Source organism: Streptomyces sp. NRRL F-5122, assembly GCF_001507435.1.
Taxonomy (GTDB): domain Bacteria; phylum Actinomycetota; class Actinomycetes; order Streptomycetales; family Streptomycetaceae; genus Streptomyces; species Streptomyces lannensis.
Genome location: NZ_LMWH01000093.1, coordinates 24,210 through 49,796 on the forward strand (window position 1 = coordinate 24,210; position 25,587 = coordinate 49,796).

Here is a 25,587-nt window from a genome sequence, read left to right on the forward strand (position 1 = left end):
GCGTGCAGCCCGGTGGACCGGGCGCGGGACGGCACCCGGTCCTTACGGCGATCCGGCACGGGTCAGTGGGCGGCCGGGTGCGGCAGGCGGACCCGCAGGGAGTACAGACGGGTGATCTGTGCCGTGTTCTGGTTGTCGTCGCTGGCCAGGAGCACGTTCAGCCGGCCGTGCGAGGCGCCCGTGATCGTCATGCCCTCGATGTTGTCGAGGAGCGGGTTGGGCTGGGGCTGCTTTGCCTGCGCGCCGAGCGAGGGGCAGTCCACCAGGTCGGCGAGGAGGGTCTTGCGGGCGAGGCGCACGCCGTCCTGACCGGTCAGCGTGTTGATGCGCCGGGTGTCGGTGGCGTGGCGCAGGTCGGCCAGGTAAAGACGGACCGTGTTGCCGTACCCGGCGGTGAACCCGCGCTCCAGGACCAGCAGCCGGCCGTCCGGGGTCGCGGTGGTCTCGGAGACGCCGAGGCCGGTGTCGGTGCGGTAGCCGTACTGGGCCGCGAGCGAGAAGTGCCGCCCCTGCCGCGTCCAGGTCTGGAAGCGGACGATGCCGGAGGTGTCGCCGCTGAGCGAGCCCTCCATGCCCGCCAGCAGCCTGTGCCCGCCGGGCAGCAGGGCCAGGCCCTCGAAGGTCAGGTTCGAGGTGGCGCGCCCGGCCGGGGCGACCTCGAGGGCGGACGGCACGGGAAGGCTGTCGAGGATCTTTCCGTCGCGCGAGTAGCGGCGCACCGACGGCTCGGTCTCCGAGCTGACGAGCCGGGTGCCGTCGCGGTCGACGACCAGGCCCTCGGAGTCGAGCGCTGCGCCCTTGTCGTCGGTGAGACCCACGACACCCGTGGGCTTCAGGCTCCCGCGGCGGAGGGTGAACAGCGACGAGCGGTCGGAGAGCGCGGCGATCCGCCCGTCGCGGTCGACGGCGAGCGCGGAGAAGTTGCCGACGAACGTGCCCTCGTACGTCTGCTTGTCGAGGGCGTCGGAGAAGCTCTCGACGGCGACGTGGGAGGAGCATGCGTGGGTGGCCGTGGTGCCCCCGAGGGGCGAGGGCCCTGCGGCGGCCGGCGAGGCGGCCGCCGCCACAGTGGCGGTGACGGTGGCGAGCAGGATTCTCAGACGCATGCCCGCCACCGTAGGGCGAGTCGAGTGCCCGGGGGTGGACTCCCCGTGAACCACGGGGAGTTGGACCGTGTCAGCTCTCGGGGACCGCCGGTACTGCCTCCTGCGGCCTGCTCGTCGGCACGAACGCCTTCGTGCCGACGGTCGTCGGTACCAGATCCTTGTGGATGGCCTTGGCCACGTTCTGGATGGTGGTGACGCCGTAGCTCATGGTGCTGTTGTCCTGGGTGAGCACGGTGATCATGTAGTCGTGGCCGCGTCCGTTGAACGTGCCCACGCTGTGGATGCGCCAGCCGTGCGTGGCGCGCTGCAGCCAGCCGTTCTTGACGTGCACGGAGACGCCCGAGGGCGCGCCCGCGGGGGTGCCCCAGCGCTGCGAGGACACGACCTTCCCCATCAGCTTCAGGGTGTACGCACGGGAGTTGTCGCTCAGCACCGAGTTCTTGGCGGTGATGAGCTTGAGCAGCTTCTGCTCGTCCTGCACGTTGATCTGCGTCAGGCCCCAGTAGCCGTTCGCGCCCGGCTTGGTCCGGGTCATCCCGGCCGCGGAGAGGAAGCCCTTGATCTTGGTCAGGCCCAGTTGCTTCCACAGCGCGCTGGTCGCGTCGTTGTCCGACTTGGTGATCATCGCCGTGGTGAGGCTGACCTCACGGCTGGTCAGATAGCGGTTGTGCTTCTTGGCGTCCCACAGCAGCGTGGCGAGCACGGTCACCTTGACGACGCTGGCCGAGTCGTAGGCATTGGTGCTGCGCAGCGAGCAGGTGGTGTTGGTGGAGCGGTCGTAGAGGCCGACCGCCACGGTCCCCTTGCGGCCGGAGAGCGCCGCGGTGATGTCCTTCTTCAGCTTGGCCGCCAGGCCCGCCTTGCCCGAGGTGCAGCTGACCGCCGGCGTGGCGGCAGCGGCGGGCGCGGTGGCGGCCACGAGCGGTATGAGCATCCCGGCACCGAGGCTCGCGCAGAGCACACGGGCACGCCGGGACATCCGGTGTGTCATGGAAGTCCCCATCCCCTTGTGTGGAGTCGGACGTACCCGGGCACGTCCGACTTCATGACGCACGGGCACGGGTGAAAGGTTGTACGGGCATCACCCCCGCCGCGGGGAATTCACACCCGCGCCTGACGGGAAGCGGCGCGTCCGGCCCCTGGCGGCGGGACCGGGCGCGCGGCCGGTGCAGCGGTCCGGCGGTCAGTCCAGATGCGTCGGCGCGAACATGCGCAGCACCGCCGGGAGCACGACGACCGACGGGCCCGGCGCCGCAAGGGCCTTCGCCAGGTCGGTCTCCAGCGTCCCGGGCGACGTCCGCACCCCCGGGACGCCGAACGACTCCGCGAGGGCCACATAGTCCGGGCGCGTCAGCTCGGTCGCCGTGGTCCGGCCGAAGGCGTCGTTCATGTACTCGCGCAGGATGCCGTAGCCGCCGTCGTCGACGATCAGCCAGGTGACGTTGAGGTCGTACTGCCGTGCCGTCGCCAGTTCGGCGATCGAGTACAGCGCGCCCCCGTCGCCCGAGACCGCGAGCACCGGCCGCGTCGGGTCCGCCACGGCGGCGCCGAGCGCGGCCGGGAAGCCGTAGCCGAGGCCGCCCGCGCCCTGCGCCGAGTGCATGGCGTTCGTCCCCCGCGGGTCGAAGGCCGACCACGCCCAGTAGGCCAGGATCGTCATGTCCCAGAAGGACGGCGAGCCGGACGGCAGAGCCCGGCGCACCGACGCCAGCACGTCCTGCTCCAGCGTGAGTTCCTGGGCGGCGATACGGTCGGCGACCCTCGCCAGCAGCGTGCGCACGCGCTCGGGTGCCGTCTCGTCCTGCCGGTCGGCCGCCGTCTCCAGCAGCGCCTGCAACGCCAGGCGTGCGTCCGCGTGGATGCCGAGGGCGGGGTGGTTGGACTCCAGTTTGCCGAGGTCGGCCTCGATCTGGATCACCCGGCCGCGCGGCCTGAACGTGTGGTAGTTCGACGACAGTTCGCCAAGGCCCGAGCCGACCACCAGCAGCACGTCCGCGTCCTCGAGGAAGTCCGTGGTGTGGCGGTCCTCGAGCCAGGAACGCAGGGACAGGGGGTGCTCCCAGGGGAACGCCCCCTTGCCGCCGAAGGTGGTGACGACCGGGGCGTTCAGCTTCTCGGCGAGTTGCAGGAGCTTGCCGGAGGCGTCGGCCCTGACCACTCCCCCGCCCGCGATGATCGCCGGGCGTTCGGCACGGGAGAGCAGGTCGGCGGCGACCGCGGTGAGCTCCGGGCGCGGCACCAGTTCGTCAGGGGTCGCGTCCACCGCCGTCACGACCGGCAGGCTCGTCTCCGCGAGGAGCACGTCCTGCGGGATCTCCACCCACACCGGGCCGTGCGGGGCCGTCAGCGCGGACTTCCACGCCGCCGCGATCGCCGACGGGATCTGCGAGGGGGTGCGGACCGTGTGCACGGACTTGACCACGCCCCGGAAGGAGGCGGCCTGGTCGGGCAGTTCATGCAGATAGCCGCGGCGCCCGCCGCCCAGACCGGCCGTCGGGATCTGGCTGCTGATCGCCAGGACCGGGGCCGAGGCGGCCGCCGCCTCCTGGAGTGCCGCGAGCGAGGTCAGCGCTCCCGGGCCGGTGGACACGATGAGCGGGGCCGCCTCCCCCGTGATCCTGCCGTAGGCGTCCGCGGCGAAGCCCGCGTTGTTCTCCACCCGCAGCCCGACGTACTGCAGGGCGGACCGCCGGAGCGCCTCGAACATGCCGAGGGCGTGCTGGCCCGGCAGGCCGAAGACCGTCGTGGCGCCCAGCCCCGCCAGCGTCTCCACGACGAGGTCGCCGCCGTTGCGGCCGGGGGGAGGGGCGAGCGCGGCCTCGGTCTGCGCGGCCGTCGGACGAAGGACGAGGTCGTGGTCGTGGTCGTGGGTCACTTGGTCCCGGTCCCCTCACCGGCACGGTCCGCCGCGATCCGGCGGGTCATGAGGGTCGTCAGCTCGTACGCGGTGTGGGACGCGGCCACCGACGTGATCTCCGCGTGGTCGTAGGCCGGTGCCACCTCGACCACGTCGGCCGAGACCAGGTTGCAGGAGGCGAGGCCGCGCAGGATCTCCAGGAGCTCGCGCGAGGTCATGCCGCCGGCCTCGGGAGTGCCGGTGCCGGGAGCGTGCGCCGGGTCGAGGCAGTCGATGTCGATCGAGATGTACAGCGGGCGGTCGCCGATGCGCTGCCGGAGCTGGTCGGCGACCTCGTCCGCACCGCGGCGGTAGATGTCGGCGGACGTGACGATGCCGAAGCCCATCTTCTCGTCGTCGGTGAGGTCCTGCTTGCCGTAGAGCGGACCGCGGGTGCCGACGTGGGAGAGCGCGGAGGTGTCGAGGATGCCCTCCTCGACGGCGCGGCGGAACGGGGTGCCGTGCGTGTACTCGGCGCCGAAGTAGGTGTCCCAGGTGTCCAGGTGGGCGTCGAAGTGCAGCAGGGCCACCGGGCCGTGCTTCTTCGCCACCGAGCGCAGCAGGGGCAGGGCGATGGTGTGGTCTCCGCCGAGCGTCATCAGGCGGGCGCCGGTGCCGAGCAGTTCGTCGGCGGCGGCCTCGACGGTCTCCACCGCCTCGTTGATGTTGAACGGGTTCACGGCGATGTCGCCGCCGTCCGCCACCTGCGCGAGTGCGAAGGGGGAGGCGTCCTGCGCCGGGTTGTACGGGCGCAGCAGACGGGACGCCTCACGGATCGCGTTGCCGCCGAAGCGGGCGCCGGGCCGGTAGGAGACGCCCGAGTCGAAGGGCACGCCGACCACCGCGACGTCGGCGGTGCCGACCTCGTCGAGGCGGGGCAGCCGGGCGAAGGTCGCGGGTCCCGCGTACCGCGGAATGCGGGACGAGTCGACGGGTCCGCGCGGCCGGCTGTCGCCTGCTGCGGTGTTCTCGGTGCTGCTCATCGTCGGACCCCTCCAGGTCGTGCGTGTTTCCTCCAGTGTCGCGGACCCCGGGGGCCCGCCCGGCCCGGCAGCCGTACGGCTGCCGGGCCGAAGCAAGGGGGCTAGGCGCCCACTGCCGCGGGCTCGTCCACGGCGGGCGCGCCGCGGCCCGCGAGCCGCTCGCGCCAGGTGGCCAGCACGGCCTCGTCCGTCGGCTTCGTCAAGAGCGACACCACGACGTACACCGCGAGCGAGGCCAGCAGCCCGTAGTAGACCGGCTCGTTGGCGAGGATGCCGTAGGACGCCATCAGGCCAATGACGGCGAGGCCGCCGACCGCCACCGAGGCGAGGGCGCCCTGCACGGTGCCCCGCTTCCACAGCAGTCCGCCGAGGATGGGGACGAGCAGGCCGCCCACGAGCAGGTTGTAGGCGACGGTCAGCGCCTCGACCACGTTGTTCAGCGCGATGGCCGTACCGATCACGCCGACCCCCATGATCAGGATGAAGACCCGGTTGCCCTTGACCTCGTCGTGGCCCTCCTCGCCCTGGCGCACGATCCCGCGCAGCCGTGACCAGATGTCGTTGTTGGCGACGGTCGCGCACGCGATGAGCGCACCGGACGAGGTCGACATCACGGCGGCAAGAGCGGCGGCGAGCACCAGCCCCCTTATGCCGATGGGCAGTTCGTCCTTGACGATGGTCGCGAACGCGTCGTCCGGGCTGCCCAGCTTCGGGTACATCACCTTGGCCGCGGTACCGATGACGGCGCCGGCGAGTGCGTAGACGAGGCAGTAGGTGCCGGCCACGGTGCCGCCCCACTTGGCGGTGCGGTCGCCGCGCGCGGTGAAGACGCGCTGCCAGATGTCCTGCCCGATCAGCATGCCGAAGGTGTAGATCAGCACATAGGTGAAGATCGTCTCACCGCCGATGCCCAGCGGGTCGAAGTACGAGGTGGGCAACTGGGCCTTCATCTCGCTGAAGCCGCCGGCCTTGACGACCGCGATGGGCAGCAGCAGGAGCAGGACGCCGATGGTCTTCACCACGAACTGCACCATGTCGGTCAGCGTGATGGACCACATCCCGCCGAGCGTCGAGTACGCGACGACGATGGTGCCGCCGAGCACGATCGCGACGGTCCGGTTCATGTCGAAGAGGACGTCGAAAATGGTGGCGTAGGCGATGGTCGAGGTGACCGCGAGCATGAGGGTGTAGGCCCACATGACCAGGCCCGAGATCATCCCGGCCCGGCCGCCGTAGCGCAGGTCGAGCATCTCCGAGACGGTGTAGACCTTCAGGCGGGCGATGCGCGCGGAGAAGAACACCGACAGGGCGAGCAGGCCGAGGCCGATGGTGAACACCATCCAGGCGCCGGAGAGCCCGTACTGGTAGCCGAGGCCGACGCCTCCGATGGTGGACGCGCCGCCCAGCACGATCGCGGCCATCGTGCCGGAGTACATGGCGGGTCCGAGGCGGCGGCCCGCGACGAGGAACTCGCTCTTGGACCTGGCGCGGCGCATGCCCCACCAGCCCATGGCCAGCATGCCGACCAGATAGACGACGATCACTGTGTAGTCGACGGCCATAAGGGGCCCTCCTTCGCGCGCTCCGGTGGCGTGTCGTGCAGATGGGTCTCGGGGACGCGGCCGGCTGTCGGCTCGACCGGTGTGGACGGCAGCGGCTCGCGGGGACATCCGCCCGTACCCACGGCTGCCGGTCTGGACCGACCCTAGGTGGCCGGAAAGCGACACTGAAGTGTACGTTTCATCCACTCGAGCGGAGCGTTATGGAGGAACCGTCCACCATGCCGGACACAGCGACCCCCTCGGCACCGGCGGTGCCGCCGACCCCACCGGTGCCCCTGGCCGCCCTGCTCGCCCGGGAGGACCTGGCCCTGCGGCAGATCGCGGGACCGAGTGGCCCGGACACCGTGATCCACTGGGCGCACACCTCGGAGATGGCGGACCCCTATCCGTATCTGCTGGGCGGTGAGCTGCTGCTGACGGCGGGTGTGCACGTCCCGGAGGCCGCGGGCCCCGACCGGGACGCACCCGGTAGGGCCGCCTGCGCATGGGACGCGTACTTCGACGACTACGTCTCCCGGATCGTGGCGGCGGGCGGCGCGGCACTCGGTTTCGGCGTTGCGCCGGTGCACGACACGGTGCCGCGTGCGCTGGTCGAGGCCTGCGACCGGCACGGACTGCCGCTCCTCGAGGTGCCGCCCCGGACGACCTTCTCCGGTGTGGCCCGGGCGGTGTGGCAGCTGATGGCACAGGCCCGCCTCGCCGAGCTGCGCCGAGTCACCGAGGCCCAGCAGAGTCTGGCCGCGGCGGCGGCGCGCCCGGACCCGGTGCCCTCCGTGCTGCGGCAGCTGGCACAGCGGGTGGCCGGCTGGTCGGTGCTGTACGGACCGGACGGTGCGCAGATCGCGACGGCGGGCCGGGAGCAGGCCGCCGAGGCGCAGGAGGCCATGGCGGGGCTGGCGCGGGTCGTCCGGCCGGTCGTGTCCTCCGGAGCGGTCCGCGCCCTTCCGGCCGGGCGGCCGGCTCCGTCCTCCGCCGCCGACACCGTGGCCGGCACCCACCTCGCCGCCTACGCTCTCGGCACCGCACAGGGCTTTGTGCTCGGCGTCGCGTCACCGCGGCGCGACCCGGGCGACAACACCATCGCGTCGGTCGCCGCCGTCCTCCTCTCCCTCCTGACCGGTGAGCACCAGAGCGGCGACGACGCGGCGCGATCCGCGGCGCTCGTACGACTGCTGCTGGGGGCCGCGCCGGAGGCGGTCACGCCGCTGCTCGGCGCCGAACGGTGGCTCGTCGTGCACGCGCGGGCGGACGCCCGGCCGCCCTCGGTCCCGGAGCCCCGCGCGGGCGGCCGGGACGCCCGGGGCTCCGTGGCCGCCTCCGCGCTCGGCGCCGCTCTCGGGTCCGCGCTGGTCGACCTCGCGAACGGAGTCGTGCGCGTCCTCGTCCCTGCCGATCGCGAACCCGCCCCGCAGCCCGGCTGGACCCTCGGTGTCAGCGCCGCCGTCGCCCCGCACGACTGGCCCGCCGCCGACACCCAGGCCTCCCGCGCACTGGCCCGCGCCCGCGCAACCCGGACGCCGCTGGTGCGCCACGGCAAGCGCACGGGCCTGGCCGACCTGGTCCCGCCCGCGCAGGCGGAGGTGCACGCCCGCACCCTGCTCGCGCCGCTCTCCAACGCCCCCGCGCTCACCGAGACGCTGCGCGCCTGGCTCTCCCTGCACGGCAGCTGGGACCGCACGGCGGTGGCGCTCTCGGTCCACCGCAACACGGTCCGCCAGCGCATCGCCCGCTGCGCGACCCTGCTGCGGGCGGACCTCGACGATCCCGACATACGCATGGAACTGTGGTTCGCGCTGAAGCAGGTGGGACAGGACTGACGGGCCGGGACCCGTTCTCGAGTGAGCCATGTCCCATGGTGCGGGACACCGGCCCCCACCACCGGGTGCGCCCGGCAGAATGGGTGCCATGCCGATACCCGCGATCCCCAGCCGCGCCGAACTGGTCGACCACCTCGTACGGACCCGTATCGCGGGAGACGTCGCCACGCCCCGCGAGAACAACCTCTCCCACTACCGCAAGCTCTCGAACGGCGACCGCAACTTCTGGCTCGGCCTGGAGCTCGGGGACCGCTGGACCGACGAGCACGACGTCCTCGCGGTCATGGCGGAGCGCTGCGGCGTCAACGACGACCCCGAGTACCGCTACGGCCAGGACACCATCGATCCCGAACTGACCGTCGACGCCCTGGAGCGCCTCGCGGCACGCCTGCGCAAGGCCGCCGACGGGGAGCAGCGGGTCCTGTTCGCCACCGGTCACCCCGGCGGACTGCTCGACGTCCACCGCGCCACGGCCGCCGCGCTGCGCGCCGCCGGCTGCGAGATCGTCGTGATCCCGGAGGGGCTGCAGACGGAGGAGGGCTACGTCATGCAGTTCGCCGACGTGGCCGTCCTGGAGCACGGCGCCACGCTGTGGCACACCCACTCCGGCGAGCCCATGCGCGAGATCCTGAAGGGCCTCGAGCGCGAAGGCCGCCCCCTGCCGGACCTGGTCGTCGCCGACCACGGCTGGGCCGGCCGCGCGGGCCAGTCCGGGATCGACTCGGTCGGGTACGCCGACTGCAACGACCCGGCCCTGTTCCTCGCCGAGGCCGAGGGCACCGTCCAGGTGACGATCCCCCTCGACGACCATGTGACGAGCCCGCGCCACTACGACCCGATGACGGCGTACCTGCTGAACGCCGCTGGGCTGGCCTGAGTGGCGTGATCCGTCGGAGCGGGACACACGTCCCGCCCGTCGCCCCGCCCCCGTAGCCCCCGTCGCCAGGTGCGGCACGGACCCGGCAGGACCACCGATCGGCGGTCACGCCGAGTCCGGCCACCGGGACCGGCGGGTTCGCCGAGTCGGGTCCTACCCGCATTCGAGGCGGCGGGAATGCGAAACGAGGCTCCCCCGCACGGGTGAGCCCCCGGCCCCGCACACGTACCGCGACGTCACCGCGGGACGCGGACCACACCTTCCTGGATCACCGAGATCGCCAGCCGGCCGTCCTCGGTGTAGATACGGGCCTGGCCGAGCCCGCGCCCGCCGTACGCCGACGGGGACTCCTGGTCGTACAGGAGCCACTCGTCGGCGCGGAACGGCCGGTGGAACCACATGGCGTGGTCCAGTGAGGCCCCGACGACGTCGCCGAGCGCCCAGCCGCCCCGTCCGTGCGCGAGCAGGACGGAGTCGAGGAGCGTCATGTCGGAGACGTACGTGGCGAGCACGACGTGCAGCAGCGGATCGTCGTCGAGCTTGCCGTTGGTGCGGAACCACACCTGGGAGTGCGGATCGCGCGGCTCGCCGAACTTCCCGTAGGGAGGCTCCTCGACGTAGCGCAGATCGACCGCCGCCCGGGCCTCCAGCAACCGCTCCACGACATCGGACGGGATGTGGCCGTAGCCGCGCATCCGCTCGTGCGAGGTGGGCAGCGACTCCGGGTCCGGTGCGGGCGGCATCGGGGCCTGGTGGTCGAGGCCGTCCTCGTGACTCTGGAAGGACGCCGAGAGGTGGAAGATCGGCTTGCCGTGCTGCACCGCGACGACCCGGCGCGTGGTGAAGGAGCGGCCGTCGCGGATCCGGTCGACCTCGTAGACGATGGGCGCGCCCGGATCCCCGGGGCGCAGGAAGTACGCGTGCAGGGAGTGGGCGGGCCGGTCCTCGGGGACCGTCCGCCCGGCGGCCACCATCGCCTGGGCCGCCACCTGTCCGCCGAACACGCGCGGGACGACGGCCGACCGGGACCTTCCACGGAAGATGTCCTGCTCGATCCGCTCGAGGTCGAGCAGATCGAGCAGGGACTGCAGTGCCTGACTCATGGGGTCAGTTGTATCGGGCAGTCTTTTCCGGGGCCTTACAGACCCATGTCCTTGGCGATGATCGACTTCATGATCTCGCTGGTGCCGCCGTAGATCCGGTTGACGCGGTTGTCGGCGTACAGGCGGGCGATCGGGTACTCGTTCATGTAGCCGTAGCCGCCGTGCAGCTGGAGGCAGCGGTCGATGACGCGGTGCGCGACCTCGGTGCAGAAGAGCTTGGCGGAGGCGGCCTCGGCCGGGGTCAGGTCACCGGCGTCCAGGGCCTCGAGGGCGCGGTCGGCGACCGCCTCGGCGGCGTCCACCTCGGACTGGCAGGCGGCCAGCTCGAACTTGGTGTTCTGGAAGTGGGCGACCGGCTTGCCGAAGACGGTGCGGTCCTGCACGTACTGCTTGGCGAACCGGACGGCGGCCTTGGCCTGCGCGTACGCACCGAAGGCGATGCCCCAGCGCTCGGAGGGGAGGTTGGCACCGAGGTAGTAGAAGCCCTTGTTCTCCTCGCCGAGCAGGTCCTCGAGCGGGACCTTGACGTCGACGAAGGCCAGCTCGGCGGTGTCCGAGGTCTTCAGGCCGAGCTTGTCGAGCTTGCGGCCGACCGAGTAGCCCTCGGACTTGGTGTCCACCGCGAACAGGGAGATGCCGTAGCGGCGGTCCTCGGCGGTGGGCGCGGAGGTGCGGGCGCAGACGATGACCCGGTCGGCGTGGACGCCACCGGTGATGAAGGTCTTGGCGCCGTTGAGGACGTAGTGCGTGCCGTCCTCGGAGAGCTTGGCGGTGGTCTTCATGCCCGCGAGGTCGGAACCGGTGCCCGGCTCGGTCATCGCGATCGCCCACATCTCCTCGGCGGAGACGAACTTCGGGAGGTAGCGCTTCTTCTGCTCGTCGGTGGCGAGCATCTTTATGTAGGGCAGGGCGAGCAGCACGTGCACGCCGGAACCGCCGAAGGTGACGCCCGCGCGGGCGGTCTCCTCGTACTGGATCGCCTCGAACTTGTGCGTCTCCAGACCGGCGCCGCCGAACTCCTCCGGCACGTTGATGCCGAACAGGCCGAGCTCGGCGAGCTTGTAGTAGAACTCGCGCGGCGCCTGGCCGGCGGCGAACCACTCGTCGTAGACCGGGACGACCTCGGCCTCGATGAAGGCGCGCAGGGTCTCCCGGAATGCCTCGTGGTCCTCGTTGAACACCGTACGGCGCACCGCCGCCACCGCCCTTCTGTGCGCCTGAACCGGCGCCGCTCTCGCGTACCTGGTTGCTCGCCGTCCGGGTTACGCCGGCGGCGACCCCATGGCTAAGCGCTTGCTCAGCAGATACGTTACCGGCCGGTCACGACGGTCGTCCAGAGCGGTCCGCACGTAACGCTCGTCACGCTTGCGGAGCAGCCAGCTCAGTCCGACCCGGCCGCCGCGAACGCCCCCCTCGCCATCCGGTGCAGCAGCTCCGACGTCACCCCGCGGCCCGGGAGCGAACCCGGCCGCCCCAGATGCGGTGTCGAGTTGAGGAGGCCGAAGACCGAGTGCACGGCCGAGCGGGCGGTCGGCTCGGCCAGTTCCGGATACACCTCGCGGACGACACCCACCCACAGCTCGACGTACTGCCGCTGCAGCTGACGCACCAGCTTGCGGTCGGCGTCCCGGAGGCGGTCCAGCTCACGGTCGTGCAGGGTGATCAGGGGACGGTCGTCGAGCGCGAAGTCGATGTGCCCCTCGATCAGCGAGTCGAGGACCCTTCCGGGGTCGCGCCCCGCGGGCTCCCCGTCCGCCTCGGCGACCCGTCGTCTGGCCCCGGTCAGCAGCTGCCCGCTGATGCCCACGAGCAGCTCGGCGAGCATCGCGTCCTTGCCTGCGAAGTGCCGGTACAGACCGGGTCCGCTGATGCCGACCGCGGCACCTATCTCGTCCACCCCGACGCCGTGGAAGCCGCGCTCGGCGAACAGCCGCGCGGCCTCCTTGAGGATCTGCTCGCGACGGGTGGGGGCGTCGGTTCTGGTGGCCATGGAATCGATTCTAGACAGGGAGGTTAGCGGTCGTTAACCTGAAGGAAATGCGTTAACGCTCATTAACAAGGTGAGGGGACCGCAGGATGCTGGAGGCACCGGAGCTGACGAGCGCGGCCGATCCCGCGTCGGAGGCCTGGCGGGCCAATGAAGAGGCGCACCGCGAGCTGGGTGAGGAACTGCGCGCGAAGCTTGCCGCGGCCCGGCTGGGCGGCGGCGACAAGGCCCGCGCGCGCCATACGGCACGCGGCAAGCTGCTGCCGCGCGACCGGGTGGACACCCTGCTGGATCCCGGGTCGCCCTTCCTTGAGCTGGCGCCCCTCGCCGCCGACGGGATGTACGACGGACAGGCGCCCGCCGCCGGCGTGATCGCCGGGATCGGGCGGATCAGCGGCCGCGAGTGCGTGATCGTTGCCAACGACGCCACGGTCAAGGGCGGCACGTACTACCCGATGACGGTGAAGAAGCATCTGCGCGCCCAGGAGGTGGCGCTCGAGAACCGCCTCCCCTGCGTCTACCTCGTCGACTCTGGAGGCGCCTTCCTGCCCATGCAGGACGAGGTGTTCCCCGACCGCGAGCACTTCGGGCGGATCTTCTACAACCAGGCGCGGATGTCCGGCGCCGGCATTCCGCAGATCGCGGCCGTCCTCGGCTCCTGCACGGCGGGCGGGGCCTACGTCCCTGCGATGAGCGACGAGGCCGTCATCGTGCGCAACCAGGGCACCATCTTCCTGGGCGGGCCTCCCCTGGTGAAGGCGGCCACCGGCGAGGTGGTGACCGCCGAGGAGCTGGGCGGCGGCGAGGTCCACTCGCGGGTGTCCGGTGTGACGGACCACCTCGCGGAGGACGACGCGCACGCGCTGCGGATCGTCCGGACGATCGTCTCGACCCTCCCCGCCCGGGGCCCGCTGCCCTGGGAGGTCGTCCCCCCGGTGGAGCCGAAGGTGGACCCGTACGCCCTCTACGGCGCGGTGCCCGTCGACTCCCGCACCCCCTACGACGTGCGCGAGGTCATCGCGCGTGTGGTGGACGGCTCGCGCTTCGCCGAGTTCAAGGCGGAGTTCGGGCAGACCCTTGTCACCGGCTTCGCCCGGATCCACGGCCACCCGGTCGGGATCGTCGCCAACAACGGCATCCTGTTCTCCGAGTCCGCCCAGAAGGGCGCCCACTTCATCGAGCTGTGCGACCAGCGCGGCATCCCGCTGGTGTTCCTGCAGAACATCTCCGGCTTCATGGTCGGCCGCGACTACGAGGCGGGCGGCATCGCCAAGCACGGCGCGAAGATGGTCACGGCGGTCGCCTGCACTCGTGTACCGAAGCTCACGGTCGTCGTGGGCGGCTCGTTCGGCGCGGGCAACTACTCGATGTGCGGCCGGGCGTATTCACCGCGCTTCCTGTGGATGTGGCCGAACGCGAAGATCTCGGTGATGGGCGGTGAGCAGGCCGCGTCGGTCCTCGCGACCGTCAAGCGCGACCAGTTCGAGGCCCGCGGGGAGTCCTGGCCGCCGGAGGACGAGGAGTCCTTCAAGGCCCCGATCCGCGCCCAGTACGAACAGCAGGGGAACGCCTACTACGCGACGGCCCGGCTGTGGGACGACGGAGTGATCGACCCGATGGAGACCCGGCAGGTGCTGGGACTGGCCCTGACCGCCTGCGCCAACGCCCCGCTGGGCGATCCCGGCTTCGGCGTCTTCCGGATGTGAGGGGATCCATGTTCGACACAGTGCTTGTGGCCAACCGGGGCGAGATCGCGGTCCGGGTCATCCGGACGCTGCGTTCGCTCGGTGTGCGCTCGGTGGCCGTCTTCTCCGACGCGGACACCGACTCCCGGCACGTCCGGGAGGCCGACACAGCCGTACGGATCGGACCGGCACCCGCGGCCGAGAGCTATCTGTCGGTGGAGCGGCTGCTCGAGGCCGCCGCGCGGAGCGGCGCCCAGGCGGTGCACCCGGGGTACGGCTTCCTCGCGGAGAACGCCGCCTTCGCGCGGGCCTGCACGGATGCGGGGCTGGTCTTCATCGGACCCCCCGCGCAGGCCATCTCGCTCATGGGCGACAAGATCCGCGCCAAGGAGACGGTACGGGCCGCCGGGGTCCCGGTCGTCCCGGGATCGAGCGGCAGCGGACTGACGGACGCCGAACTGCACGCCGCGGCCCGTGAGATCGGCATGCCGGTGCTGCTCAAGCCGTCGGCCGGCGGTGGCGGCAAGGGCATGCGGCTGGTGCGGGAGCCGGAGCTGCTGGCCGAGGAGATCGCGGCCGCCCGCCGTGAGGCCCGCGCCTCCTTCGGTGACGACACACTGCTCGTCGAGCGCTGGATCGACCGGCCCCGCCACATCGAGATCCAGGTCCTGGCGGACGGCCACGGCAATGTGGTGCACCTGGGCGAGCGTGAGTGCTCGCTCCAGCGCCGCCACCAGAAGATCATCGAGGAGGCGCCGAGCGTCCTCCTCGACGAGACGACTCGCGCGGCGATGGGCGAGGCGGCGGTCCAGGCGGCCCGCTCGTGCGGGTACGAGGGCGCGGGCACGGTGGAGTTCATCGTGCCGGGCAGCGACCCCTCCTCCTACTACTTCATGGAGATGAACACCCGCCTTCAGGTCGAGCACCCGGTCACCGAGCTGGTCACCGGCCTGGACCTGGTCGAGTGGCAGGTACGGGTGGCGGCGGGCGAGCCGCTGTCCTTCGGGCAACGGGACGTCTCGCTCACCGGGCACGCGATCGAGGCCCGCGTCTGCGCCGAGGACCCGGCCCGCGGCTTCCTCCCCTCCGGCGGCACGGTGCTGTCGCTGCACGAACCCCAGGGCGACGGGGTGCGCACCGACTCGGGGCTGACCGAGGGCACCGAGGTCGGCAGCCTGTACGACCCGATGCTCTCGAAGGTCATCGCGTACGGCCCCGACCGTGCCACCGCGCTGCGCAGGCTGCGCGCGGCCCTCGCGCGGACCGTCACCCTGGGCGTGCAGACCAACGCCGGCTTCCTGCGCCGCCTGCTGGCCCATCCGGCCGTCGTGGCGGGTGAGTTGGACACCGGCCTCGTGGAGCGTGAGGTGGACGGCCTCGTCCCGACCGAGGTCCCCGAGGAGGTCTACGAGGCCGCCGCCGCCGTCCGTCTGGACGCGCTGCGGCCGCACGGCGAGGGCTGGACCGACCCGTTCTCCGTGCCGAGCGGCTGGCGCCTCGGGGGCGAGCCCAGGCCCGTGGCCTTCCCCCTGCGGGTGTACGAGCCGGTGGTGTACGCCCCCCGGGGTGCCCATACGGTCACCGGGGACCGGGTGTCCGTCGTCCTGGACGGCGTACGCCACACGTTCCACCGTGCCGCCGACTGGCTGGGCCGCGACGGCGACGCCTGGCACGTGCGCGACCACGACCCGGTCGCCGCGTCGCTCACCGGCGCCGCCCGCTCGGGGACCGACTCGCTGACCGCGCCCATGCCGGGCACGGTGACCGTCGTGAAGGTGGCCGTCGGGGACGAGGTGACGGCCGGGCAGAGCCTGCTGGTCGTCGAGGCGATGAAGATGGAGCACGTCATCTCCGCCCCGCACGCCGGGACCGTCGCCGAACTCGACGTCACCCCCGGCACGACGGTCGCCATGGACCAGGTGCTGGCCGTGATCGCGCCCCACGAGGACGGCCGGGTGGACGGAGAGGTGGAGAAGTGACCGCTCAGAAACTGCCCATGGTCGTGCCGTCCGAGGACCTGCCCCCGAGGGTCAGGATCCACGAGGTCGGCGCGCGCGACGGACTGCAGAACGAAGGACGCACGGTGCCCACCGAGGTGAAGGCGGAGTTCATCCGCCGGCTCGCCGACTCGGGCCTGACCACCATCGAGGCCACCAGCTTCGTCCACCCCAAGTGGGTACCCCAGCTCGCGGACGCGGAGCAGTTGTTCCCGCTCGTCAGCGAGCTGCCCGTGGAACTGCCGGTGCTCGTGCCGAACCAGCGCGGACTGGACCGCGCCCTCGCGCTCGGAGTGCGCCGGGTGGCCGTCTTCGCGAGCGCCACCGAATCCTTCGCCAAGGCCAACCTCAACCGCACACTGGACGAGTCCCTCGGGATCTTCGAGCCGGTCGTCGAGCACGCGAAGTCCCGGAAGGTGCACGTCCGCGGCTATGTCTCCATGTGCTTCGGCGATCCCTGGGAGGGCGCCGTCCCGATCCACCAGGTGGTCCGGGTCTGCAAGGCGCTCATGGACATGGGCTGCGACGAGCTGAGCCTGGGCGACACGATCGGGGTGGCGACCCCGGGCCACGTCCAGGACCTGCTCTCGGAGCTGAACGAGGAGGGCGTGCCGACCAGCGCGATCGGTGTGCACTTCCACGACACCTACGGTCAGGCGCTCGCCAACACCCTGGCGGCGCTCCAGCACGGCGTGACGACCGTCGACGCCTCCGCGGGCGGTCTCGGCGGCTGCCCGTACGCGAAGTCCGCCACCGGAAACCTCGCCACCGAGGACCTCGTGTGGATGCTTCAGGGCCTCGGTATCGAAACCGGGGTCGATCTCGGCCGGCTCACCGCCACGAGCGTGTGGATGGCCGCGCACCTGGACCGGCCCAGCCCGTCCCGAACCGTCCGAGCCCTCTCCCACAAGGAGTGAACCCCATGGACCACCACCTCTCCCCCGAACTGGAGGAACTCCGGCGCACGGTCGAGGAGTTCGCTCACGACGTCGTGGCGCCCAAGATCGGCGACTTCTACGAGCGCCATGAGTTCCCGTACGAGATCGTCCGCGAGATGGGTCGCATGGGCCTGTTCGGGCTGCCCTTCCCGGAGGAGTACGGCGGCATGGGCGGCGACTACCTGGCGCTCGGCATCGCACTGGAGGAGCTCGCCCGGGTGGACTCCTCCGTGGCCATCACCCTGGAGGCAGGCGTCTCGCTGGGCGCCATGCCGGTGTACCGCTTCGGCACGGAGGCCCAGAAGCAGGAGTGGCTCCCCCGTCTGTGCTCCGGCGAGGTCCTGGGCGCCTTCGGTCTGACGGAACCGGACGGCGGTTCGGACGCGGGCGCGACGCGCACCACGGCCCGGCTGGACACCGAGACCGACGAATGGGTGATCAACGGCACGAAGTGCTTCATCACCAACTCGGGCACGGACATCACCGGCCTGGTGACCGTCACGGCGGTCACCGGGCGTGCTCCTGACGGCCGCCCGCAGATCTCGTCGATCATCGTCCCGTCCGGCACGCCCGGCTTCACGGTGGCGGCCCCGTACTCCAAGGTCGGCTGGAACGCCTCGGACACCCGCGAGCTGTCCTTCGTGGACGTCCGCGTGCCCGCCGCGAACCTGCTCGGCGAGGAGGGCCGCGGCTACGCCCAGTTCCTGCGCATCCTGGACGAGGGCCGCGTCGCCATCTCGGCCCTGGCGACGGGCCTGGCCCAGGGCTGTGTGGACGAGTCGGTGAAGTACGCGAAGGAGCGTCATGCCTTCGGCCGCTCCATCGGCACGTACCAGGCGATCCAGTTCAAGATCGCCGATATGGAGATGAAGGCCCACACGGCCCGTCTGGCCTGGCGCGACGCCGCCTCCCGCCTTGTCTCCGGGGAGCCCTTCAAGAAGGAGGCGGCCCTGGCGAAGCTCTACTCGTCCACGGTCGCCGTCGACAACGCCCGTGACGCCACCCAGGTCCACGGCGGCTACGGCTTCATGAACGAGTACCCGGTGGCCCGCATGTGGCGTGACTCCAAGATCCTGGAGATCGGCGAGGGCACGAGCGAGGTCCAGCGGATGCTGATCGCCAGGGAGTTGGGGCTGGCGGGCTGACGTCGGCACCCCGTCCGGGCGGCCGCGGTGCGCGCGGCCGCCTCCGGGCGCGGGTGACTCAGAGGTGCCCGTGCCCGCCCGCAATGTCCCGCTGCGGCACGCGGAACGGGCCCCGAAGGCCCGCAAGCCGCCTCGGCCTGCCTCCGCCGTGTTCCCGGGCGATCCGCTCCCGGGCCCGGACCCACGGCGAAACGTCCCGTCGGCCTCGGCCCCGTCGACCGGCGCAGGCCCCCTCCGCCCGGACAGGGGCGCCCTCACGCCCGCAGGCGCCCCTCGACCACAACGCCCAATACACGCCCAGACCTTACGAGTTGACGGTGGTGCGGCCGACTCCCGTGGTCCGCCCCCGAGTGGGCGAGGTCAAGATCTGCCGGTGAAACGGTAAAGCCCGGGAATATGAGCCTCGGCACGAGGGGGTCGCCCGGTAAAGCCTCGGCACCCCCACCACTGGACAATTAGTGAGGTTAGGCTAACCTACCTTCGAATTGGCCCGGCGGATGCTCCGCCCCGTTCGAAAGCAGCCTGACTCATGTCCAACGCCCGTGCCACCCGTCTTTCCCGCCGCGGCATCCTCGCCGCCGGCGGCGCCCTCGGCCTCGGTGCCGTGCTCGCGGCCTGCGGCGACGACAAGGGGAAAGGCAGCGCCTCGGACAAGGGAACGGCCGAGGCCGAGGCCGGCCCCTGGTCGTTCAAGGACGACCGCGGCCAGACCGCGAAGGCGGACAAGACGCCGTCGAACATCGTCGCCTTCGTGGGCGTCGCCGCCGCGCTGCACGACTACGGCGTGGAGGTGAAGGGCGTCTTCGGCCCGACGAAGACCAAGGACGGCAAGGCCGACGTCCAGGCCGGCGACCTCGACATCAGCAAGGTCACCGTCCTCGGCAACGAGTGGGGCCAGTTCAACATCGAGAAGTACGCGGCCCTCACCCCCGATCTGCTCGTCTCCACGATGTTCGACGACGCCGGAACCCTGTGGTACGTCCCGGAGGAGTCCAAGAAGAAGATCCTCGCCGTCGGCGCCCCGAGCGTCGGGATCTCCGTCTACGACCGCCAGATGACCGAGCCGCTGCAGCGCATGCTCGAGCTCGCGAAGTCGCTCGGCGCGGACACCACCAGCGCGAAGATCGCCCAGGCCAAGAAGCGGTTCGAGGACGCGGCCGCCCGGCTGCGCGCGGCGACCAAGGCCAAGCCCGACATCAAGGTGCTGGCGGGTTCCGCGAGCCAGGACATCTTCTATGTCTCCGGCTCGAACCTCTCCATCGACCTGGAGTACTTCAAGGCCCTCGGCGTGAACTTCGTCGAGCCGTCCCCCTCCGTGCTCAAGGCGAGCGGCGGCTGGTTCGAGAACCTCAGCTGGGAGAACGTCGACAAGTACAAGGCCGACGTCATCATGATGGACAACCGCACCTCGGCCATCCAGCCCGCCGACATCACCGAGGCGACCTGGAAGAAGCTTCCCGCGGTCAAAGCCGGCCAGGTCATCGCCCGCGATCCCGAGCCGATCCTGTCGTACGACAAGTGCGCCCCGCTGCTCGAAAACCTCGCCAAGGCGATCGAGACGGCGAAGAAGGTCGGCTGACCCAACCCTCGCCGAGCCCCGGGGCCCCGCCCCTCGGAAGCCCCGATGGCGACGGCCGCAGCCGCCCCGTCCCGTTCCTTCTCCCTCCGGTCGGAACGGACGGGGCGGCTCGGTCCGTCTCCGGCCCGGGTCACCGTCACGGGAGGCGAACTGCGCGCGTCCCACTCGGGCGGACGGGACCAGCGCGCCCCTCCCCCCTTTTCCGCATCCCGGCGGCCCGGCCCCGCTGCCGCGTGGTCCCCGGCCGGATCAACTCCGGTCTCGTGCCGCACGGCATGAAGCCCGGCCCGACCGGACGACGGACCCCGTGACACGCCGCTCGCCGGGACGGCGCCACGCTCCCCGGCCCCGGCGACGGAAGACGACATGCGATCCGCTTCCGTCCGCCCGGACACCCGCCGCGTTCCTCCAACACCGGCCCGGGCGCCCGCGCCCATGCCTGGCCCGAGGCCGGACACGCCGCCGACGTCGAGGAACCCGTGAGCCGGACCGACACCCGGATCAGCCGGCTCGTGGACGAGGAAGCCCCGCACCGCTCCGAGAAGGAGACAGGTGTCCCCCACGACTGCGGCCCCGCCGCCATTCGTGAACCCGAACTCCCTTTGACTCACGGCTCGTACGTCCGGATCGCGGGCGAGTTCCGCCGGGTCGAGGCGTTGCGCCGGCAGTTCGTCGTCGACAGCGGGATCGACCGCCACCGCATCATCGTCCTTGGCGGCACGGCTCCAGTGGAGGGACGGCCACGCACCGGGGGGGTGACCGCGACCACGGGAGGGTAGGCGAGTAAAGTTAGGTTAGGCTAACCTAAGCTTGACCGGGCGACTTCGCCCTTCCCCACCCCGCACGGACTGTCCCCACCGGGAGGCCTCCACATGCGCTCGCACCTGCTCAATGACCTGACCGCGGAGCACTACCGCCGTTCCGTGACCGAAGGAGTCGAGCGGGTGGCCGCCAAACTCGCCGCCACCGACCGTCCGTTCACCGGCATCACGGTCGACGCCCTCGCCCCCCGCATCGAGGGGATCGACCTGGACCGCCCGCTGCACGACACCTCGGCCGCCCTGGACGAGTTGGAGGAGCTCTACCTCCGCGACGCGATCTACTTCCACCACCCCCGCTATCTCGCCCATCTCAACTGCCCGGTCGTCATCCCGGCCGTACTGGGCGAGGCCGTCCTGTCCGCCGTCAACTCCTCCCTCGACACCTGGGACCAGTCGGCGGGCGGCACCCTCATCGAGCGCAGGCTCATCGACTGGACGACCGGACGTCTCGGCCTCGGCCCGGCCGCCGACGGCGTGTTCACCTCCGGAGGCACCCAGTCCAACCTCCAGGCGCTGCTCCTGGCCCGCGAAGAGGCCAAGACCGACGACCTCGGGCGGCTGAGGATCTTCACGTCCGAGGTCAGCCACTTCAGCGTGAAGAAGTCGGCGAAACTGCTCGGCCTCGGCCCCGACGCGGTGGTCTCCGTCCCCGTCGGCCCCGACAGGCGCATGCGGACCGTGGCCCTCGCCCGCGAGCTGGATCGCTGCGTCCAGGACGGTCTGGTCCCGATGGCCGTCGTCGCGACCGCGGGCAGCACGGACTTCGGCTCCATCGACCCGCTGCCCGAGATCGCCGAGCTGAGTGCGCGGTCGGGTGTGTGGATGCACGTGGACGCGGCCTACGGCTGCGGGCTGCTGGCCTCCCTCAAGCACCGGGACCGCCTGGCCGGCATCGAGCGCGCCGACTCGGTCACCGTCGACTACCACAAGTCCTTCTTCCAGCCTGTGAGTTCCTCCGCCGTGCTGGTCGGGGACGCCGCCGCCCTGCGCCACGCGACCTATCACGCGGAGTACCTCAACCCCCGACGTATGGTCCAGGAGCGCATCCCCAACCAGGTCGACAAGTCCCTGCAGACCACCCGCCGCTTCGACGCACTCAAGCTGTGGCTGACCCTGCGCACGATGGGCGCCGACGGCATCGGACAGCTCTTCGACGAGGTGTGCGAACTGGCGCAGGAGGGCTGGAAGCTGCTGGCCGTCGACCCGCGCTTCGACGTCGTGGTCCGGCCGGAGTTGTCGACCCTGGTCTTCCGCTACATCCCGACGGCCGTCACCGACCCCGCCGAGATCGACCGCGCCAACCTGTACGCCCGCAAGGCCCTGTTCGCCTCCGGCGACGCCGTGGTCGCGGGCACCAAGGTCGGCGGCCGCCACTACCTGAAGTTCACCCTGCTCAACCCCGAGACGACGGCAGACGACATCTCCGCGGTCCTCCATCTGATCGCCGGCCACGCCGAGCAGTACCTGGGAGAGTCCCTTGACCGCGCTTGCTGAAGCCACCGACAGGACGTACGACTTCGTGGGGATCGGGCTCGGCCCCTTCAATCTCGGCCTCGCCTGTCTCACCGAGCCGATCGCCGGACTGGACGGCGTCTTCCTGGAGTCGAAGCCCACCTTCGAATGGCACTCGGGGATGTTCCTGGACGGCGCCCATCTCCAGACCCCGTTCATGTCGGACCTGGTCACCCTGGCCGACCCGACCTCCCCGTACTCCTTCCTCAACTACCTGAAGGAGCAGGGCCGGCTGTACGCGTTCTACATCCGGGAGAACTTCTATCCCCTGCGCGTCGAGTACGACGACTACTGCCGCTGGGCCGCCTCGAAGCTGGGCAACGTCCGCTTCGGCACCACGGTCACCGAGGTGACGTACGAGGGCGAGGCGTACGTCGTCCGTACGCAGTCGGGCGGCGCGTACCGGGCACGCCGTCTGGTCCTCGGCACGGGCACCCCTCCCTACATCCCGGAGTCCTGCCGCGGCCTCGCCGGCGACCTCATCCACAACTCCCGGTATCTGGACCACAAGCACCGGCTCCAGGCCAAGGAGTCGATCACGCTGGTGGGCAGTGGGCAGTCCGCCGCCGAGATCTACCAGGACCTGCTCTCCGAGATCGACCTCCACGGCTACCAGCTGAACTGGGTCACCCGCTCACCGCGCTTCTTCCCGCTGGAGTACACCAAGCTCACGCTGGAGATGACCTCCCCCGAGTACATCGACTACTTCCACGGACTGCCCGAGCGGACCCGCTACCGCCTCACCGAACAGCACAAGGGGCTGTTCAAGGGCATCGACGGCGACCTGATCGACGAGATCTTCGACCTGCTGTACCAGAAGAACCTCGACGGGCCGGTCCCCACCCGGCTCCTGACGAACTCGGCCCTGGTCAGTGCCCGTTACGACGACGACGGCCGGTACACGCTCGGCTTCCGCCAGGAGGAGCAGGAGAAGGACTTCGAGCTCCGCTCCCAGGGCCTGATCCTCGCCACCGGCTACAGGTACACCGAGCCGGAGTTCCTGAAGCCGGTCCGCGACCGGCTGCGCTACGACCGGCACGGCAACTTCGACGTGGCCCGGAACTACTCCATCGACACCACGGGCAGCGGCGTCTTCCTGCAGAACGCCGGTGTGCACACGCACAGCATCACCAGTCCCGACCTGGGCATGGGCCCGTACCGGAACGCGTACATCATCCGTGAGCTGCTCGGCACCGAGTACTACCCCGTCGAGAAGTCCATCGCCTTCCAGGAGTTCGCAGTATGAGCACGACCACCCTCGGCACCCTCGCCTTCCGCCCCCTCGACCCCCTCGAGGACGCCGAGCTCCTGCACGGCTGGGTGACGCACCCCAAGGCGGCCTTCTGGATGATGCAGGAGGCCAGGCTCGAGGACGTCGAACGCGCCTACATGGAGATCGCGGCCGACGAGCACCAGGACGCCCTCATCGGGCTGCACGACGGGAAGCCCGCCTTCCTGATGGAGAGGTACGACCCGGCCCACCGGGAGCTGGTCGGCCTGTACGAGCCCCGGCCCGGCGACGTCGGCATGCACTTCCTGGTCGCGCCGGCCGAGACCCCGGTGCACGGATTCACCCGGGCCGTCATCACCGCCGTGATGGGGCGTCTGTTCGACGACCCGGCGACCGCACGCGTCGTCGTCGAGCCCGACGTCCACAACACGGCCGTGCACGCCCTGAACGCGGCCGTCGGGTTCGTGCCCGAGCGCGAGATCCTCAAGCCGGAGAAGACGGCGCTGCTCAGTTTCTGCACCCGTGCGCAGTTCGAGAGGGCGGTGGCGGCATGACCCTCGCCGACGCGGTCTCCCACCTCTCCCCCGAACGCTGGGAGAAGGCCAACCGCCTGCTGGTACGCAAGGCCCTCGCCGAGTTCGCGCACGAGCGCCTGCTCGTCCCCGAGCCGGAGCCCAGCGGCCGTTACCTCGTCCGCAGCGACGACGGGCGCACCCGCTACCGGTTCGCGGCGACCGTCGGCACCCTCGACCACTGGCAGGTCGACCCCGGTTCGATCACCCGCCATCGGGAGGACGCCGAACTCCCGCTCGCGGCACTGGACTTCTTCATCGAGCTGCGCCACGCCCTCGGGCTGAGCGACGAGGTGCTCCCGGTCTATCTGGAGGAGATCTCCTCCACCCTCTCCGGCACCTGCTACAAGCTCACCAAACCGCAGCTCAGCGCCGCCGAGCTGGCCGCGAGCGGCTTCCAGGACATCGAGACCGGGATGACCGAGGGCCACCCCTGTTTCGTCGCCAACAACGGGCGGCTCGGCTTCGGCATCCACGAGTACCTGTCCTACGCGCCCGAGACCGCGAGCCCCGTCCGGCTGGTGTGGCTGGCCGCACACCGCTCACGGGCGGCGTTCACGGCGGGCGTGGGCGTCGAGTACGAGTCCTTTCTGCGCCAGGAGTTGGGGGCCGCGACGGTCGAGCGCTTCCATGGGCAGCTCACCCGCCAGGGCCTCGACCCGGCCGAGTACCTCCTCATACCGGTCCACCCGTGGCAGTGGTGGAACAAGCTCACCGTCACCTTCGCCGCCGAGGTCGCCCGGCGCCACCTCGTCTGCCTCGGCGAGGGCGACGACGAGTACCTGGCCCAGCAGTCCATACGGACCTTCTTCAACTCGAGCAATCCGGAGAAGCACTATGTGAAGACGGCCCTGTCCGTCCTGAACATGGGCTTCATGCGCGGTCTCTCGGCCGCCTACATGGAGGCGACCCCGGCGATCAACGACTGGCTGGAGCGGCTCATCGAGAGCGATCCGGTGCTGAGGTCGACCGGTCTCACGATCATTCGCGAGCGGGCGGCCGTCGGCTACCGCCACCTGGAGTACGAGGCCGCCACCGACCGCTACTCCCCCTATCGCAAGATGCTCGCGGCCCTGTGGCGCGAGAGTCCCGTCGCCTCGCTCCGGCCGGGCGAGACCCTCGCGACCATGGCGTCCCTCGCCCATGCCGACCACCGGGGCGCGTCCTTCGCGGGTGCGCTGATCGAGCGCTCGGGGCTCGTGCCGACCGAGTGGCTGCGCCGCTATCTGCGGGCGTACCTCACCCCGCTGCTGCACAGCTTCTACGCCTACGATCTGGTCTTCATGCCGCACGGCGAGAACGTCATCCTGGTCCTGAGGGACGGCGTCGTGCAGCGCGCGATCTTCAAGGACATAGCCGAGGAGATCGCGGTCATGGACCCGGACGCGGTGCTGCCCCCGGAGGTGGCGCGGATCCGTGTCGAGGTCCCGGAGGACCAGAAGCTGCTGTCGATCTTCACGGACGTCTTCGACTGCTTCCTGCGCTTCGTCGCCGCCCATCTCGCCGCCGAGGGCGTACTGGAGGAGCGGGACTTCTGGCGGACGGTCGCCGAGACGGTCCACGAGTACCAGGACGCCAACCCCCAGCTCGCCGACAGGTTCCGGCAGTACGACATGTTCGCCCCGGAGTTCGCGCTGTCCTGCCTCAACCGGCTCCAGCTGCGCGACAACCGGCAGATGGTGGACCTGGCCGATCCCTCGGCGGCACTCCAGCTGGTCGGGAACCTGAGGAACCCGATCGCGGGCCTGTAGCGGGCCCACACGGACGGGCGGGCAC

The 25,587-nt window shown here is 71.0% G+C and carries 20 protein-coding genes; 12 read left to right on the top strand and 8 right to left on the bottom strand.

Annotation, left to right across the window (positions count from 1 at the left end; genetic code table 11):
- Positions 1 to 62: 62 nt before the first annotated feature.
- From ADL25_RS11790 to ADL25_RS11810, 5 genes are all read right to left on the bottom strand, one after another.
- Positions 63 to 1,106, bottom strand: coding sequence for an esterase-like activity of phytase family protein (locus tag ADL25_RS11790; RefSeq protein WP_059127638.1), 1,044 nt, complete (start codon positions 1,104 to 1,106; stop codon positions 63 to 65).
- A gap of 70 nt (positions 1,107 to 1,176) precedes the next feature.
- A complete protein-coding gene (locus ADL25_RS11795) occupies positions 1,177 to 2,097 on the bottom strand; it encodes a serine hydrolase (protein ID WP_059127639.1) in 921 nt (306 codons plus the stop codon).
- Between the two features lie 192 nt (positions 2,098 to 2,289).
- Complete coding sequence (locus ADL25_RS11800) at positions 2,290 to 3,981, bottom strand: thiamine pyrophosphate-binding protein (protein ID WP_059127640.1); 1,692 nt, start codon at positions 3,979 to 3,981, stop codon at positions 2,290 to 2,292.
- A complete protein-coding gene (gene speB, locus ADL25_RS11805) occupies positions 3,978 to 4,985 on the bottom strand; it encodes an agmatinase (protein ID WP_059127641.1) in 1,008 nt (335 codons plus the stop codon). Before speB ends, ADL25_RS11800 begins: the two co-directional genes overlap by 4 nt.
- Before the next feature lie 101 nt (positions 4,986 to 5,086).
- Positions 5,087 to 6,547 carry a sodium:solute symporter gene (locus tag ADL25_RS11810; protein ID WP_059127642.1) on the bottom strand — a complete coding sequence of 487 codons (1,461 nt, stop codon included), beginning with the start codon at positions 6,545 to 6,547 and terminating at the stop codon, positions 5,087 to 5,089.
- Between the two features lie 200 nt (positions 6,548 to 6,747).
- Between ADL25_RS11810 and ADL25_RS11815 the strand changes: the two genes are divergently transcribed.
- Both ADL25_RS11815 and ADL25_RS11820 read left to right on the top strand, forming a co-directional pair.
- A complete protein-coding gene (locus ADL25_RS11815) occupies positions 6,748 to 8,364 on the top strand; it encodes a PucR family transcriptional regulator (protein ID WP_059127643.1) in 1,617 nt (538 codons plus the stop codon).
- Positions 8,365 to 8,452: 88 nt separating this feature from the next.
- Positions 8,453 to 9,241 (top strand): phosphatase, encoded by a 789-nt coding sequence (locus ADL25_RS11820; RefSeq protein ID WP_059127737.1) that lies wholly within the window; start codon positions 8,453 to 8,455, stop codon positions 9,239 to 9,241.
- Positions 9,242 to 9,477: 236 nt separating this feature from the next.
- Here the strand turns inward: ADL25_RS11820 and ADL25_RS11825 are convergent, their stop codons facing one another.
- The 3 genes from ADL25_RS11825 to ADL25_RS11835 form a co-directional block, all read right to left on the bottom strand.
- The gene (locus ADL25_RS11825) at positions 9,478 to 10,344 is read right to left on the bottom strand and encodes an acyl-CoA thioesterase (protein ID WP_059127644.1); all 867 of its coding nucleotides are present in this window, start codon (positions 10,342 to 10,344) and stop codon (positions 9,478 to 9,480) included.
- A 35-nt stretch (positions 10,345 to 10,379) separates the two neighbouring features.
- On the bottom strand, positions 10,380 to 11,537 hold the full coding sequence (locus ADL25_RS11830; RefSeq protein ID WP_059127738.1) for an acyl-CoA dehydrogenase family protein: 1,158 nt from the start codon (positions 11,535 to 11,537) through the stop codon (positions 10,380 to 10,382).
- Between the two features lie 188 nt (positions 11,538 to 11,725).
- Positions 11,726 to 12,334, bottom strand: a complete 609-nt coding sequence (locus ADL25_RS11835; protein ID WP_059127645.1) for a TetR/AcrR family transcriptional regulator — start codon at positions 12,332 to 12,334, stop codon at positions 11,726 to 11,728.
- A gap of 86 nt (positions 12,335 to 12,420) precedes the next feature.
- On the opposite strand from ADL25_RS11835, the gene ADL25_RS11840 reads away from it, so the two are divergent.
- The 10 genes from ADL25_RS11840 to ADL25_RS11885 all read left to right on the top strand — a co-directional run bounded on the left by ADL25_RS11840 (position 12,421) and on the right by ADL25_RS11885 (position 25,562).
- Positions 12,421 to 14,037, top strand: a complete 1,617-nt coding sequence (locus ADL25_RS11840; RefSeq protein ID WP_059127646.1) for a carboxyl transferase domain-containing protein — start codon at positions 12,421 to 12,423, stop codon at positions 14,035 to 14,037.
- Between the two features lie 8 nt (positions 14,038 to 14,045).
- A complete protein-coding gene (locus ADL25_RS11845; protein ID WP_059127647.1) occupies positions 14,046 to 15,995 on the top strand; it encodes an acetyl-CoA carboxylase biotin carboxylase subunit in 1,950 nt (649 codons plus the stop codon).
- A gap of 17 nt (positions 15,996 to 16,012) precedes the next feature.
- Positions 16,013 to 16,930: a hydroxymethylglutaryl-CoA lyase gene (locus ADL25_RS11850; protein WP_079050311.1), complete on the top strand. Its 918-nt coding sequence runs from the start codon at positions 16,013 to 16,015 to the stop codon at positions 16,928 to 16,930.
- A 5-nt stretch (positions 16,931 to 16,935) separates the two neighbouring features.
- Entirely contained in the window at positions 16,936 to 18,096 is a 1,161-nt protein-coding gene (locus ADL25_RS11855) for an acyl-CoA dehydrogenase family protein (RefSeq protein ID WP_059127649.1), read from the top strand.
- Between the two features lie 529 nt (positions 18,097 to 18,625).
- Complete coding sequence (locus ADL25_RS11860; RefSeq protein ID WP_059127650.1) at positions 18,626 to 19,675, top strand: ABC transporter substrate-binding protein; 1,050 nt, start codon at positions 18,626 to 18,628, stop codon at positions 19,673 to 19,675.
- A 479-nt stretch (positions 19,676 to 20,154) separates the two neighbouring features.
- Positions 20,155 to 20,454 carry a hypothetical protein gene (locus ADL25_RS11865; RefSeq protein WP_059127651.1) on the top strand — a complete coding sequence of 100 codons (300 nt, stop codon included), beginning with the start codon at positions 20,155 to 20,157 and terminating at the stop codon, positions 20,452 to 20,454.
- A gap of 93 nt (positions 20,455 to 20,547) precedes the next feature.
- A complete protein-coding gene (gene desA, locus ADL25_RS11870; protein WP_059127652.1) occupies positions 20,548 to 21,990 on the top strand; it encodes a lysine decarboxylase DesA in 1,443 nt (480 codons plus the stop codon).
- A complete protein-coding gene (locus tag ADL25_RS11875; protein ID WP_059127653.1) occupies positions 21,974 to 23,254 on the top strand; it encodes a lysine N(6)-hydroxylase/L-ornithine N(5)-oxygenase family protein in 1,281 nt (426 codons plus the stop codon). The genes desA and ADL25_RS11875 overlap by 17 nt, the downstream gene beginning before the upstream one ends.
- A complete protein-coding gene (locus ADL25_RS11880) occupies positions 23,251 to 23,793 on the top strand; it encodes a GNAT family N-acetyltransferase (RefSeq protein WP_059127654.1) in 543 nt (180 codons plus the stop codon). Before ADL25_RS11875 ends, ADL25_RS11880 begins: the two co-directional genes overlap by 4 nt.
- Complete coding sequence (locus ADL25_RS11885) at positions 23,790 to 25,562, top strand: IucA/IucC family protein (RefSeq protein ID WP_059127655.1); 1,773 nt, start codon at positions 23,790 to 23,792, stop codon at positions 25,560 to 25,562. Before ADL25_RS11880 ends, ADL25_RS11885 begins: the two co-directional genes overlap by 4 nt.
- The last annotated feature ends 25 nt before the right edge of the window (positions 25,563 to 25,587 follow it).

What these genes read in the sequence shown, in the direction of transcription:
- ADL25_RS11795 (WP_059127639.1), bottom strand. Translation starts at nt 2,097, where the DNA reads ATGACACACCGGATGTCCCGGCGTGCCCGTGTGCTCTGCGCGAGCCTC.
- ADL25_RS11885 (WP_059127655.1), top strand. Translation starts at nt 23,790, where the DNA reads ATGACCCTCGCCGACGCGGTCTCCCACCTCTCCCCCGAACGCTGGGAG.
- ADL25_RS11845 (WP_059127647.1), top strand. Translation starts at nt 14,046, where the DNA reads ATGTTCGACACAGTGCTTGTGGCCAACCGGGGCGAGATCGCGGTCCGG.
- desA (WP_059127652.1), top strand. Translation starts at nt 20,548, where the DNA reads ATGCGCTCGCACCTGCTCAATGACCTGACCGCGGAGCACTACCGCCGT.
- ADL25_RS11835 (WP_059127645.1), bottom strand. Translation starts at nt 12,334, where the DNA reads ATGGCCACCAGAACCGACGCCCCCACCCGTCGCGAGCAGATCCTCAAG.
- ADL25_RS11820 (WP_059127737.1), top strand. Translation starts at nt 8,453, where the DNA reads ATGCCGATACCCGCGATCCCCAGCCGCGCCGAACTGGTCGACCACCTC.
- ADL25_RS11790 (WP_059127638.1), bottom strand. Translation starts at nt 1,106, where the DNA reads ATGCGTCTGAGAATCCTGCTCGCCACCGTCACCGCCACTGTGGCGGCG.
- ADL25_RS11840 (WP_059127646.1), top strand. Translation starts at nt 12,421, where the DNA reads ATGCTGGAGGCACCGGAGCTGACGAGCGCGGCCGATCCCGCGTCGGAG.
- ADL25_RS11815 (WP_059127643.1), top strand. Translation starts at nt 6,748, where the DNA reads ATGGAGGAACCGTCCACCATGCCGGACACAGCGACCCCCTCGGCACCG.
- ADL25_RS11825 (WP_059127644.1), bottom strand. Translation starts at nt 10,344, where the DNA reads ATGAGTCAGGCACTGCAGTCCCTGCTCGATCTGCTCGACCTCGAGCGG.
- ADL25_RS11850 (WP_079050311.1), top strand. Translation starts at nt 16,013, where the DNA reads ATGGTCGTGCCGTCCGAGGACCTGCCCCCGAGGGTCAGGATCCACGAG.
- ADL25_RS11880 (WP_059127654.1), top strand. Translation starts at nt 23,251, where the DNA reads ATGAGCACGACCACCCTCGGCACCCTCGCCTTCCGCCCCCTCGACCCC.
- ADL25_RS11855 (WP_059127649.1), top strand. Translation starts at nt 16,936, where the DNA reads ATGGACCACCACCTCTCCCCCGAACTGGAGGAACTCCGGCGCACGGTC.
- ADL25_RS11860 (WP_059127650.1), top strand. Translation starts at nt 18,626, where the DNA reads ATGTCCAACGCCCGTGCCACCCGTCTTTCCCGCCGCGGCATCCTCGCC.
- speB (WP_059127641.1), bottom strand. Translation starts at nt 4,985, where the DNA reads ATGAGCAGCACCGAGAACACCGCAGCAGGCGACAGCCGGCCGCGCGGA.
- ADL25_RS11810 (WP_059127642.1), bottom strand. Translation starts at nt 6,547, where the DNA reads ATGGCCGTCGACTACACAGTGATCGTCGTCTATCTGGTCGGCATGCTG.